Annotated in this window: 12 protein-coding genes; 6 read left to right on the top strand and 6 right to left on the bottom strand. The window is 49.9% G+C overall.

The window, feature by feature from the left end; all coding sequences use genetic code 11:
* Positions 1 to 21: 21 nt before the first annotated feature.
* From HHL17_RS31995 to HHL17_RS31980, 4 genes are all read right to left on the bottom strand, one after another.
* Positions 22 to 2,076: a HelD family protein gene (locus tag HHL17_RS31995; RefSeq protein WP_169228866.1), complete on the bottom strand. Its 2,055-nt coding sequence runs from the start codon at positions 2,074 to 2,076 to the stop codon at positions 22 to 24.
* 49 nt (positions 2,077 to 2,125) lie between these two features.
* Positions 2,126 to 2,713, bottom strand: coding sequence for a TetR/AcrR family transcriptional regulator (locus HHL17_RS31990; protein ID WP_169228865.1), 588 nt, complete (start codon positions 2,711 to 2,713; stop codon positions 2,126 to 2,128).
* 72 nt (positions 2,714 to 2,785) lie between these two features.
* Positions 2,786 to 3,886 (bottom strand): FecR family protein, encoded by a 1,101-nt coding sequence (locus tag HHL17_RS31985; protein ID WP_206156240.1) that lies wholly within the window; start codon positions 3,884 to 3,886, stop codon positions 2,786 to 2,788.
* A 58-nt stretch (positions 3,887 to 3,944) separates the two neighbouring features.
* On the bottom strand, positions 3,945 to 4,892 hold the full coding sequence (locus HHL17_RS31980) for a YheT family hydrolase (RefSeq protein WP_169228863.1): 948 nt from the start codon (positions 4,890 to 4,892) through the stop codon (positions 3,945 to 3,947).
* A 149-nt stretch (positions 4,893 to 5,041) separates the two neighbouring features.
* Between HHL17_RS31980 and HHL17_RS31975 the strand changes: the two genes are divergently transcribed.
* From HHL17_RS31975 to HHL17_RS31965, 3 genes are all read left to right on the top strand, one after another.
* The gene (locus HHL17_RS31975; protein WP_169228862.1) at positions 5,042 to 5,884 is read left to right on the top strand and encodes a helix-turn-helix domain-containing protein; all 843 of its coding nucleotides are present in this window, start codon (positions 5,042 to 5,044) and stop codon (positions 5,882 to 5,884) included.
* A gap of 77 nt (positions 5,885 to 5,961) precedes the next feature.
* Entirely contained in the window at positions 5,962 to 7,164 is a 1,203-nt protein-coding gene (locus HHL17_RS31970; RefSeq protein WP_206156239.1) for an MFS transporter, read from the top strand.
* On the top strand, positions 7,161 to 8,576 hold the full coding sequence (locus tag HHL17_RS31965; RefSeq protein ID WP_169228861.1) for an amidohydrolase family protein: 1,416 nt from the start codon (positions 7,161 to 7,163) through the stop codon (positions 8,574 to 8,576). Before HHL17_RS31970 ends, HHL17_RS31965 begins: the two co-directional genes overlap by 4 nt.
* 56 nt (positions 8,577 to 8,632) lie before the next feature.
* Here the strand turns inward: HHL17_RS31965 and lepB are convergent, their stop codons facing one another.
* Positions 8,633 to 9,832 (bottom strand): signal peptidase I, encoded by a 1,200-nt coding sequence (gene lepB, locus HHL17_RS31960; protein WP_169228860.1) that lies wholly within the window; start codon positions 9,830 to 9,832, stop codon positions 8,633 to 8,635.
* A 178-nt stretch (positions 9,833 to 10,010) separates the two neighbouring features.
* Between lepB and HHL17_RS31955 the strand changes: the two genes are divergently transcribed.
* Positions 10,011 to 10,988 (top strand): sugar phosphate isomerase/epimerase family protein, encoded by a 978-nt coding sequence (locus tag HHL17_RS31955; protein ID WP_169228859.1) that lies wholly within the window; start codon positions 10,011 to 10,013, stop codon positions 10,986 to 10,988.
* 5 nt (positions 10,989 to 10,993) lie between these two features.
* Here the strand turns inward: HHL17_RS31955 and HHL17_RS31950 are convergent, their stop codons facing one another.
* Positions 10,994 to 11,386: a hypothetical protein gene (locus HHL17_RS31950; RefSeq protein WP_169228858.1), complete on the bottom strand. Its 393-nt coding sequence runs from the start codon at positions 11,384 to 11,386 to the stop codon at positions 10,994 to 10,996.
* Positions 11,387 to 11,467: 81 nt separating this feature from the next.
* Between HHL17_RS31950 and HHL17_RS31945 the strand changes: the two genes are divergently transcribed.
* Both HHL17_RS31945 and HHL17_RS31940 read left to right on the top strand, forming a co-directional pair.
* Positions 11,468 to 12,682, top strand: coding sequence for a tetratricopeptide repeat protein (locus HHL17_RS31945; protein WP_169228857.1), 1,215 nt, complete (start codon positions 11,468 to 11,470; stop codon positions 12,680 to 12,682).
* Entirely contained in the window at positions 12,675 to 13,229 is a 555-nt protein-coding gene (locus tag HHL17_RS31940) for a hypothetical protein (RefSeq protein ID WP_169228856.1), read from the top strand. The genes HHL17_RS31945 and HHL17_RS31940 overlap by 8 nt, the downstream gene beginning before the upstream one ends.
* Positions 13,230 to 13,486: the final 257 nt, after the last annotated feature.

Raw genomic sequence — 13,486 nt, 5'->3', positions numbered from 1 at the left:
AAGAGCAGAAAGATAATAAAATCAGGGAGGAATATTTTCCAAATATGCAGGCAGTGGGCCTGCGGCGGTGATATGCAACGCATGCATCGCTCTGGTACAGGCGATATACAACATGCTTTTCTCAATAGCTGTGTGATAATTGGCCGCCGTAGCGAAAGGCACGATCACCTGGTCAAATTCGAGTCCTTTGGACAACTGTGCGCTGATGAGCACCACCCCGTCAGTAAAACGGTGACTGGCGTCCGTCAGCAATTGTACAGCCGCAGGCAGCTCCATCAACGTTTCCATCAGCGCGGCCGCGACGGTCTCCGTTTTACAGATCACAGCCATCGATTTGCAGCGGCGCTGTTGCGTAAAATCAGTGATCAGTTGTTGAATATGCACCAGCTCCTGCCGTTCATCAACAGCCCTGAAAAAAACGGGCGGCTGGCCATGGCGCTCCATTGGCACCAGCGCCGGGTTGTGAATGATCTGCTGCGCCAACCGCAGAATTTCCATGGTAGAACGGTAACTTTTATTCAGCGTCACCTGCTGTGATTGCGGAAAAATTTTCCGGAGGCTGTCCAGATCAATTTTCCCACCGGGGTTCAGAGATTGGTGGATATCTCCCAAAAGTGTGATCTTACAAGGGAATATTTTTGCTATCATCGCGTACTGCACTGGCGAATAGTCCTGCATTTCATCGATCAGCAAATGTTTTACCTTCCGATGTACCGTTACTCCTTCCAGGCAGATTTTCAGATAAGCCAGTCCAAACGCATCCAGGTACTCCAGCACTTTTGCTGCCGCCATTTTAAACATGGTAGGTTGGCCTGTCCATTTGAAAAACTCTTTGTACAACCTGAAAATATTTGCATTGCCGAACATCGCCGCCACGGCTCTTTTCAATACGGTTTTATCCTTCGTGTCCGCCTCATAACGATGTTTGTAAAACAGATACTGTGCCAGCGCTGCCGCCATTTCGGGGCCTCTTTTCAGCAGCGGCAGCCGGTGGCAGGCGGTATATTTTTCCATGACCACCGCTGCTGGTATGACAAAGCGGCCAACTGTGATAGTTGTTGGTTTAAAAAGATGATTATTAAGCCAGACAACGTACTCATTCAGTTGCCGGAGGAACTCAAATCCGGATTTATAGTTTACCCGCTTCGTGAAAGCGTCGTCTGTATTTTCCAGCATCATCGTCACCTGTTCGAACAGGCGCTGAAAAACATACTTGCGTTCCAACAGTTCATCAACCAACAGGCCCATACTGGTTTCCGGTACATTCTCCTCTCCCAGTTCGGGCAGCACCTGTGAAATATAATCAGCAAATACTTTGTTAGGAGAGATAATCAGTATATCCTTCGACGTGAGTGTGTCGCGATGACGGTAAAGCAGAAACGCGATCCGGTGCAGGGCGATAGAAGTTTTTCCGGACCCGGCAACACCTTGTATCACCAGTATCTGCGAGGTTTCATCGCGTATGATCGCATGTTGGTCCTGCTGAATAGTAGCCACGATGTTTTTCATTTTTTCATCGGAGCTGACACTGAGTTCCTGTTGCAACAGCTCGTCGAAAACCGGTGCTGCCGTATCGATCATAAACTCCAGCTGCCCGTTTTTTATCCGGTATTGTCTTTTCAGGGAGATTTCCCCTGCCACGTTCCCTATCGGCGCTTCGTACGATGCCTCACCAGTTTCGAAGTCATAGAACATGCTGCTCACCGGTGAGCGCCAGTCATAAATAAGCGGTACACCTGTATCGTAATCTTTCAGCGTACACACGCCGATGTATATGGGTTGCTCCTCCGTTTGTCCTGTTGCTTTAAAATCAATCCTGCCGAAGTAAGGCGTCTGTAGCAGCCGCCCCAACTGCCTTGTTTTAGCCAATGCCGCTTCCCCGCTGCCGGCCGTTTGTACAATGGACTGATGCAGGATGGCTTTCTCGTCTCTGTTATCACGCACGTAAGCTTTCTGCTCCAGCAGGTCCGCAGCCCTTTTGTTGGCCAGTTCCCTGCCGGCGTTCATCATGGCAGTTATCCGTGATTGAATGATAGCCAGATGTTCTTTTTCTTCCTTTTCAGTGATGATCTGCATACACAGTTATTTAATGAGCACTCATTCATTTAAATGAGCAAAAAAAAGCTTACGGTCTCATTCCTTTCAATACGTGGGCCAGGGCATTTTGCAGGACGTCGTCCGTGAGGGTGAATTTACGTTTGCGTTGGGGATGTTGCCGGCTGAAGCTGATCAATTGGTACAGCGGAGCGAAAGCCAGCGACCAGTACATTTCAAAAGGCATCTCCGCCAGTTGTTTATCGGCCACGGCTTTCTGAAGAAAAGCCAGCAGTAATTTGCCATAGCGGGCGGTCAGCTTTTCTTCCATGGATTCATAAACGCTGGTATATCGTACTTTTTCAATAAAGGCCACTTCTTCGGGATATTTGCGGGAGAAGAGATAGCGGTTTTTCCATTGCAGCTTCATTCCTTTTTCAAAAGACATGTCCGGTTCCAGTCCTTTCAGGCTGGTTTCCAGTATACGATGGCTCACCTCCTCACACAGGGTGAGCAGCAGGTCTTCTTTGTCTTTAAAATAAATGTAGATTGTGCCGGGGGCCACGCCCGCAGCTTTGGCCAGTTTGTTGACGCCAAATGCTTCAATGCCATCGCTGACAATCATCTCAATAGCTTTCTGCTTTAGCTGGATAACTTTGTTTTCATCTCTTGGCCTCATGCCGCAAATTTAAATGAACAGTCGCTCATTTAAAAAATTTTATTCTGCCACGGAAAAACCGGGGCATAAAATTTATGGCAGGGTGAAATGTAATTCGTTGCCCGTAAAGTAATAACGGACATGTCCGGAGGTTTCGACTTCGTGCAGGAAAGCCGGCAGTTTATTTTTTTCCAGCGGGCCTGTTACGGCGACATGGGCTATTTCGGGTTTATCAAAAATTACCTGTACGGCAAACCAGCGGTCCAGTATAGGTTTCAGGTCACGTAGCTTCTGATTTTGGATAGCGTATCCTTCTCCTTTCATCCATCCACGGATAGTAGCGGTATCGAAGGGGGCGGTGCGGATACCATTGTAATCACCATAAATGCACTCCATGCCTGGCTTCAGCGTCACGGCATCATCAGAAGCACCCTGTACGGTCACCACGCCCTGTACCAGCGACACCCGCACCCGTTCGTCATCGTAGGCATTGACATTGAAGGCCGTCCCCACTACAACGATGGAGGTGTTGGGCGTATGTACTTCAAAAGGTTGTTGTGGATTAGGCGATACTTTAAACCAGGCTTCGCCTTCGAGGTACACTTCCCGTTTGTGGTCAGGGAAACTGAAAGGGAAACGCAATTTGGAGGCGCAGTTGAGCCACACCTCTGTTCCGTCCGACAGCGTAATGCGGTAGTCCGCGCCAGGCGGTATCAACAGGGTATTAAGGCCATAACCTTTGGCGTTGCCGCCGTAATGCAGGCCTGTAGAATCGTTGCGCAGCTGCACCTGTCCCACCTGCCATAGCTGAAAGGCACTGTCGCCGGTGAGTGCCAGCGAAGCGCGGCCCGGCACCAGCAGCTGTACCGCATTTTTTATCGGCACAAATTCACGCGTCTTCGCAGGAAATATGCTGTCATGCTGATGTGTGTGGTAAATGAAAAAACTGCCGGCAGCAACCATTAGCAGTAAGGCCGCAGCGGCCCAGACAAACCATTGACCCGAGAGACGGCGTGGTGGCGCAGGTGGCATTGTTTGCCGGGTAGCTTGCTGTTGCAACGCATCCCATGTTTCACGGGCAAGCGGATCATTGTCCAGCAACTGTTTCAGCTGCTGTGCTGCAGATTCGGAGAGGGTACCGTTACGTTGTTCTTCGAACAACATCCGTATTAGATCACTGCTGTTGGTGGCCATTAAACATCAAAATAATAAAAAATAAACACCTGTCAGCGCATTTTCTTTGTCCGCGGTGTTAAACATGTTCCCGGATAAAGGCGAGCGCCCTTTGTTCTGACCAGTAGTAAGGCTCATTAAAAGTTACGAAGCCCACATGGCCTCCATTAAACGGTGTTTCCAGAAAAAAAGTATCGCTATGGCGCGCTATTTCGTAGGGGTAACAGGCAGGGCTAAGGAAAGGGTCGTCTTTTGCATTGATTAACAGCGTGGGAATACTGATCTGGTGCAACACCCGCAGGGAACTGCACTGTTCCCAGTATTCAAGGGCATCCCGGAAACCATGCATAGGCCCGGTATAGCGGTCATCGAACTGCCGGAAACTACGGATATGTTCAAAACCTTCCAGGCTGATGCCATCAGGATACTGCTGCTGCTTCAGCTCCAGCTTTTCTTTCAGATTGCGGATGAACCGCTGCATGTAGATGATGTTGTGTTTCTTTTCCAATTCAGCGGAACTGCCTTTCAGGTCAACCGGCGCCGAGATCGCTACCGCCGATTTGATAACAGGCAGGATGCCATTTCCCCGCTCTCCGATATACTTCAGCGTTACATTGCCACCCAGGGAAAAACCCACCAGGTGAATGGCCTTATACTTTCCCAGTGACACCAGGTATTGTATCACCGTATGCAGATCATCTGTTTCTCCACTGTGATAAAATCGCAGCAGCTTATTAGGTTCTCCGCTGCATCCCCTGAAATTCATGGACACCGTATCAAAACCCGCTTCATTAAAAATATGTACCATTCCCAGCACATACTTCCGGGAGGCACTGCCTTCAAGACCATGCAGGATCACTACCACCCTGTCTTTCCCCTGTTCACTGAAATCCAGGTCCAGGAAGTCGCCATCCGGCGTGGTGATACGGCGCCGTTGATAATCAGCCGGCCTCACCTTCCGGAAGAGAGAAGGATAGATCGTCTGCATATGACGATTACGTAAGAGAAAAGGCGCAGCGTACTCCATGATTGCTTTTATATCAGGACACAAAGATAAACAGTAAATTGCCGGTGATTATCATAATTTTATAGTAATCTTAATACCATCTCTGTAAAACAACAATCAAATTTGATCTTCGGGATCATCTCCGCTCATCATGTAATCAGTAAATCATCATGGCAATCACGGGGTTAAAAACACTGGGCATAGAAAAAATCTTCAATCTCCCCTACCGGCAGGAGGATTTTAAACTGGTGCAGCATGCACCTATCAATATGCCGGTGATAGATGAAGCACATAAACATGATTTTTTTATGCTGCTGGTTATAGGTCACAAAGGCAGTGGTACCCATACGATTGATTTCAGGGATTATAAAGCAGCACCCCGTACCGTTTTTTTCCTGGCGCCCGGTCAAGCCCACCAGTGGAACCTTTCCGCCAACACCACCGGGTGCCAGGTGATGTTCTCCGGAAGTTTTATGTTGCAGAAAGGGCCTATGTGGCCGTTTTTCACGCCCTCCGCCAATCCTTTGCTGAAGTTAAGCCCTGAGCAGTATACGCAACTAGATGCAGAACTACAGCTGATGAGCGGGGAAACTGCCGCCAATATCACACAACATCGGCTGCAAATTATCCTGCTGCTGTTACAGCGCTGGTATGCGGTCGCCTATCCCTCCGAAACAGCTGCCGCCGGCAACCGGCTGATCAACCGTTTCCTGCAACTATTGGAAAAACAATATGCACAACACAGCGAAGTGAGTTACTATGCAGCAAAGCTGCATGTCACTCCCAGTTATCTCAACACCGTCTGCCGCAAAGAATCCGGTATCACCGCCAGTGAATATATCCGGGAACGACTGTTGCTGGAAGCCAAACGGCTCCTGATACTGACAGATATGGATGTGAAAGAAATTGCTTTTTCTCTTGGCTTCAGTGATACCTCTTATTTCTCCCGCTTTTTCAGGAAGTATACCACACAAACCCCGATGGACTTCCGCCGGCATGCCGGACATCTATAAAAAGTACCCGTCATTCAATAATGAGTACCATTTTACGCCTGCCATCAGATTTACTTTTGCAGTAAATGAATGATTGCATGGAAAATGTGATGACACTGCCTGTCAAAAGGAAAGGCAGCCGGATAACAAACACGCTTGTAATACTGATGGCCGTTACCTGTGGAATGGTAGTAGCCAATATCTATTACAATCAGCCACTGTTACTGATGATGGCCGACACCTTTGGTGTCAGCGATAACAAAGTGAGCGTAATTGCCACTATCACACAGGTAGGATATACACTGGGATTACTGTTGATCGTACCACTGGGAGATAAAACAGAAAGACGCAAACTGATATTATGGAAACTTGCGGGCGCCACCATTTGCATGTGGGTGGCAGCAGCATCCATGAACTACTATATGATGGTGGCCGCCAGCCTGTTCATTGGTTTCTTCTCTGCCGTGCCGCAGCTGCTGCTGCCGATGGCCGCCACGCTGGCGCCGGATGAAGCCCGCGGCCGGATTGTAGGTAAAGTAATGAGCGGACTGCTGATTGGTATTTTGTTGTCCCGCACACTCAGCGGTATCATCGGCGCCCATTTGGGCTGGCGGGCGGTCTTCCTGCTGGGAGGTGGTATGATGGCTATTTTACTGATCGTGCTTTATCGCCTGCTACCGGCAGACCCACCTACATTCACAGGCAGCTACAGCAGCCTGATGAAATCACTCGTATCAATGATAAAAACCTATCCGCCTTTGCGGCATGCTGCACTGACCAGCTTCCTGACATTTGGCGCTTTCAGCATGTTCTGGACTACGCTGGTATTCCTGTTGGAAGGCAGTCCTTTCTTTTATAAAAGCGACATGGTAGGCCTCTTCGGCCTGATTGGCGCCTGTGGCGCACTGGCCGCGCCGGCAGCAGGGAAATCAGCCGACACCAGAGGCCCGCAGTTCACCCTGCGCCTCGGCGTGGTGGCCATGCTGCTCTCCTTTGTGATCATGGGCTTCTCTGCCGCATCGCTTACAGGGCTTATCATAGGGGTTATCCTGCTGGATATCGGTCAACAGGTAGTGCATATCTCCAATCAGTCGAAAGTGTTTGCGCTGCTCCCGGAAGCACGCAGCCGCCTCAACACCGTATACATGACCAGCGCCTTCTCCGGCGGCGCCCTCGGCTCACTGCTGGGTGCACAGGTATGGAGCCACTGGCAATGGACCGGTGTTTGTTTCCTCGGCGGCACCTTCGTACTGGCTGCATTCTTAATGAATTTTCAACAACGGAATAACACACCATCATGAAAAAAAGTATCTTAATTTTTCTCACTTTACTGGGTGGCATCACTGTCTCCGCACAACAACAGGCGGACCTGGTCATCTCTCCGGTAAAAGTGATCGATATCAAAACAGGCAAGATCACGCCTGATCAGGCGATCGTGGTGCGGCACGATACCATTCTGGCTGTCACCACGCCGCAACGCGCACGGCAATACAAGGCCGCCAAAACCTTCGACGGCCGCCATCAATATGCCATGCCTGGCCTATGGGACAACCACATGCACTTCGGAGGCGGCGATTCCCTCGCCGATGAAAACAAAAACTTTCTGCCGCTCTATCTCGCACATGGCATCACCACTATCCGCGACTGTGCCGCAGATATCAGCGCACAGGTACTAAAATGGCGCGATGAAGTAAATAAAGGAACATTACAGGGGCCTACCATCTTCACTTCCGGCCCTAAGCTGGAAGGATATAAATCCGTATGGATCGGTGATATCGAAATCGGTACCACTGCCGAACTGAATCATGCGCTGGACTCACTGCAACGCATGCACGTAGACTTCGTCAAAATCACAGACAATACTATTAAACCGGAGCTGTACCTCGAAGCCGTGAAAGCAGCGCGTCAGCGGGGCATGATCATTTCCGGGCACGTGCCTTATGCCCTTACCCTGCAGCAGGTGACCGATGCCGGGCTCAGCTCTGTAGAACACCTGTCATACGTCTGGAAAGCAGGCGTGAAGGACGAAGCAGCCCTTTCCCGCAGCATCGCCAACGGCGAAATCAAAGGCCGCGATATTAACCGGTACATACTGGCACATTTTGATACCACCGCCGCGCTGAAAGCCTATCGCCACATGGCAGCCAAAGGCACGGCGGTTACTCCCACCCTGTCGCTCGGACAAATCCTTGCTTACTTTGATCAGGACAATCACGCGCAAGACCCTTACCTGGCCTATATCGGCAAAGGGTTGCAGAAAACGTATGAGATGCGGGTGAAAAGGGTGATGAAAGATGACAGCACCGCTATCGCCTACCGGAAAGAGCTATACGAAAAAGAATCCGCTATTCTGCCGCTGCTGCAAAAGGCAGGTGTGATGATCATGGCAGGCACAGATGCCGGTTACCTGAACTCCTTCGATTATCCTGGCATCGGACTACACCGGGAACTGGCGCTGATGGTGCATTTCGGGCTCACTCCACTACAGGCGCTGCAGACGTCCGTGATCAACTCTCCCGTGTTCCTCCATCAACAGGACTATGGAGCGCTTGCTGCCAGCAAAAAAGCAGATATCCTGCTGCTCAGCGCCAACCCACTGGAAGATATTCACAACACCGGGAAAATAAACGCCGTGGTCACTAAAGGCCAGCTGCTGGACCGCTCCGCACTGGACCAACTGCTCAACAAGGTGAAAGCGGCCAACGCACACTAATTTTCCCTGCTGTTATACATACGAGGCGAGGCTACCTGATGGTGGCTTCGCTTTTGTTATTTAATCAACGTAAAAAATCTACCCCAGCGGATATAAAAATCCTTATAGGTTTTGTGGAAGCTAAACCATATCACCCAGGCTTTGCCAATCAGGTGATCTTCCGGCACAAAGCCCCAGAAGCGGGAATCGATAGACTGATGGCGGTTATCGCCCATCATCCAGTAGTAATTCATTTTGAAAGTATAGGCTTTCGTTTCCCGGCCATTAATAAATATTTTATCCCCTTTCACCTCCAGCTGGTTATGCTCATAGTTGACAATAACACGGCGGTAAAATGGTAATACACAGGTATCCAGTTGCACCGTGGCGCCTTTCTTCGGCACGTACACCGGTCCGTATATATCCTCGCTCCAGGGGTACTTATCAGGTTCCCCGGGGAAGATGCCTTTTCGTGTTTGTATTTTCGGATCTGCATAAATAGTATCCCCCCATTTCTTCACCAGTGCGGCCGCTTCTTTCGAAAAATCGTAGGTATAGTACCGGCTGGAATCCGTTCCCAACCCATAACCGCCTGACAAGCCAAGATCTTTTTCCTGCTTATCGTTGAACGGCTTTCCGCTTTTCGTTTTCACCCGGTAGCTCGTAAGCGCATGTGGCGGCTCAAATCCCGGTTTACCATTTACGAACAGCTGTCCATCTACTACCATGATGGTATCGCCGCTGATGCCCACACAACGTTTGATCCAGGTCTCGCGTTTATCTACCGGCCGGTAAATGGGATCGCTATAAAACATTTTGAGCGTATCTGGTGTCATGTTCCGTTTCATCACATAATAATCCGCGTCATCGCCCGATTTGCTGTACAACGCCGTATCGCCGCAAGGATAATTGAACACGATCACATCGTTTCTTTCTATTTCACTGAAGCCAGGCAATCTTCGGTAAGGCCACTGCACCGCGGTGGAATAGGCTTTCGTGGTTTTAGTAAAGGGCAGGGTGTGATTAGCGAACGGAAATGCCAGTGGTGTCATGGGAATACGCGGACCATAGCTGATCTTACTAACAAAAAGATAGTCGTGGATTAACAGGGTCCTTTCCATAGAGCCGCTGGGGATCATAAAGGCTTCAAACAGGAAGGTCCGGATCAGCGTGGCCACCACGATGGCAAAAACGGCCGCATCTATCCATTCCCTGACTTTTGATTTCTTTTTTTGGGGTCCCCCGGCTGTTTTCCTCTTCCAGAAAAATAGCTTCATCGAGTTGGCTTTAGGATAATCAGTTGTCTAAACAATTTAACCAATTAAAACCATATCCGAATAAAAATTATTTAGCCGCAAACCCGCTGCGGTAAAGCAGCAGCAACATTTTCCGTGATGATAAAACCCTTTTTCTTAATTTCGGTCATTATCCACGTTACAAACAATATTATTACAGATGCATAACTCACGACGTTCATTTATTCAACAGGCCGGATTGTTAGCTGCCGGCATGATGCTTCCCGGCCACCTCTTCGCCCAGACTGAAAAGAAAGGCCTCTCCCGCAACATCGGACTGCAATTGTACACGCTGCGCGATCAGCTGGACAAAGACGTTAAAAGCACCATCATCCGGGTAGCGCAGATTGGTTACAAAGAAGTGGAAACCTATTACGGCTATGCAGGTGAAAAAGACAAAGGCACTTTCTGGGGCCTCAAACCATCCGAACTAAAAGCATTGTTCCAGGAGTATCAGCTGTCCACTCCCAGCGGCCACTATCAGCTCAACGATTATCTGACCCGCGGCAACGGCAACCCCGCTGCTTTGCAGCCACAGATAGACCTCGCAGCGGAACTGGGCCAGCAGTATTTTATTGTGCCGGTACTACCGCTCTCCCTGTGGGATAAAAAACTGAAAACAGATGATTATAAGTTCATGGCCGACCAACTGAATAAAGCCGGTGAAATCTGTAAGAAATCAAATCTTCAAATTGGTTACCATAACCACTACTGGGAATTTAAAAAGCTGGCAGACAGCGCCACCACCGGTTATGAGGTGATGCTCAAAAATACAGATCCTAAACTGGTATCCTTTGAGCTGGACCTCTTCTGGGCAGTGAAGTCTGGTGTAGACCCGCTGAAACTATTCTCCGAAGCACCCGGCCGGTTTGTAGCCTGGCACGTAAAAGACATGGACAAAAAGAATACCGCCAGTCTCACAGCAGCCGGCAATGAAAATAAAACGTCCATGCAGCTATTGTCCGGTGTGTCTTTCGCGGAAGTAGGCACCGGCAGCATCAACTTCCGGCAGATCTTCGCCCAGGCAAAACAGGCAGGCGTTCAGCATATCTTCGTAGAGCAGGACAAGATCACCATTGATCCGTTTGACAGCATTACCAAAAGCTACAATTACGTGAAGAACGTATTATTGAAATAAACTCCTCAGCCCCGGGCTACGGCCCGGGGTACCAATCCCACCAGCAAGGCGGCATACAGCATTCCCAGTAATACCCAGGACACTGTCAGGATAAACTGTCCGATAAAAGCCGACAATCCCACCACACAAGCTATCAGGCCACTCGCAAAAACTACCTGCCACGTCAGCCGCATCGGCACCCGGATACTCAGTAATATCCCTGCCTGTGATACCAGTAATAATGTTAAACAAACACGCAGCAACCAACCATCGCGCCAGTCAACCCGGCCAGTCACCAGCTCTTTCAGCCACTCGTATTCCAGTTCGTACATCCGTAATTCAAAAAAATTGCCGAAATAAAGCAGCAGGCTACAGCCTACCAGGCATAATTTAATTATAGGGAGCAGGACGTTTTTCATAACATTTTTTTAAATCAGATGCCCCCCGGCGCTTTTTCCATAATGACGTACTTTCGCATTTCAAACAAAGCGAACTAAGATATGTCGATGCATGAAATAGAATCCCTGGTGGAAATGTCCGTTTACTGCCTGCATGAAAGCCAGGATGATTCACTGGACCGCAGAAGCCTCTTTTACAGTCTGTATGAACTGCAATCGCAGTTTGATACCGGCTTTACCCATTTCCGGGTGATGGACATCCTGATACAGCACCGTTTCGTGTATACGTTCCCGATAACCGATCATCCCGCCTATGCGCAACATCAGGCATTGCTGGATGGTCTCGCCGCCGCCCAAAAATTCAGTTTCATTTACACCGAACCGGAGAAAGAATGGGACGCTGAAACCAATCCCGTGGCCGGATACGCCCACTTCGACCAGCAACAGCAGCGTTATATCCTGTACTGCGATGCCGGTTCCACCCTGTGGGAAGCATTTGTGGCCAACGGCACCCTGCAAGGCGCCGACGCAGTGCCACCGCAACTGTTCGATGTTTTCACCATGGCCCGCATCGTTGCGGCCAACGCTGCACAGCAGCAATACCGCGACGTGCTCGCCAGCTGGTACCAGCTGCTGCCCTATATGGTAATGGCTGCCGAACAGGAAAATGAACCCATCGACCAGGAAGCCCTGAAAGAAATACTGGACCATGTGGTAGCCAACGACGCCATCTATGAAGAAGGACTGCCACCGGTTGATGAACTGCCCCAAGGCGGTGAACTCGGCAAATTCTGCGAATGGTGGTACGCTCCCGCCAAAGGGAAAATGAAAACAGCCGCAGAACTGGATAAAGACATAGACCTCGAAGCTGTTCCCTTTACACAGGAGGTGGAGAAGACCGCCAGCTGGTATGACAACGAAGTGAGAAACCTGCTGGAAGGTATCCATCAAAGCATCTCCTCCATGGAAGACAATGGCTATGACGAAGCCACGCAGAAAAGTATTGAAGCGCGCCTGTTACAAGGGCTGCAATACGCCATAAAAGGCGTTGAGCTGGCCCCCAACGAACCCGGTCTGCTCGTAAACATGGGCTCGCTGTACATGTTGGCCGAAAACTACGAAGAAGCCCTCGCCAGCTACAACAAAGCGCTGGCCATCGCTCCGGACAACAGTTATGTACATCTCAACCGTGCCATCCTTTTCTATCAAATGGAAGATGTGCCACTGGCCATTGATTCCTTTGAAAAAGTGCTGGCCCTCGAGCCGGACAATGAATTTGCCCAACAATGGCTGGCCCATCTCAAAAGCAATGGATAAGATACTTTCCCGGATAACAACAGCACTCGGCATCACCCTGCCGGGTGCTTATGCCCGCTTCCTCGAAACAGAACAACTGCAGGAAAGCCGCCTCGTCACCGACCTGGTGAACCTCTACGGCACCGACGACCTCGTGACCAGAAACGAGGACTACCAGGTACAACGTTACCTTCCCGGCTATCTCAGCATCGCGGACGATAGCGGGGGCCGCGGTATCTTCCTCCATACCACCCAGCCCACGCTGACAGTATACATTACCGGATACGGCGCCCTCGACCCCGAATGCATGGACGTTCTCAGCGACGATTTCCTTCAATGGGCGCAACAAGGCTACTCCCTCGAAGTGTTACGGGAAGCCCCGGCTTTTATAGCCGCCCGCCACTCAGAGAAAAACCTGCTGCGCAACGAATGGATTAAGCTGCACCAGGCCCTTTCCGCGCTGGAAGCTGAAAAATCACAGATGGACCTTAAAACGTACCTCCTTCAGAAACGCCGCCTGCAACAGGAAATACAGGATTTCGAAACCCGGAATGCCGGCAAACTATAGTCCCAGGAACCCCCAGGGCTTCAGTCCTGGGGTACAATGTATCTCCAGACAGCAATGGCGGAAGCGCTGGAAAACAACCTGGTCCATAAATATCCCGCAGCAATGGCTACTTCCCTGAAAATCAATAATTATTACCTACGTTACCATACTTAAGCCTCAGCCTGCAATAATCAAAGCACAGGCCCCTGGTCTCCCACATCCCCTCAGCTAAAACGTTCTGGTGTTTTTACCGATTTATCATGTTATCTTTGACAACC

Source organism: Chitinophaga fulva, from assembly GCF_012927205.1.
Classification (GTDB): Bacteria; Bacteroidota; Bacteroidia; order Chitinophagales; family Chitinophagaceae; genus Chitinophaga; species Chitinophaga fulva.
Note: the sequence above shows the minus strand (reverse complement) of the source record. Positions and strands in the feature narration are given on the sequence as shown.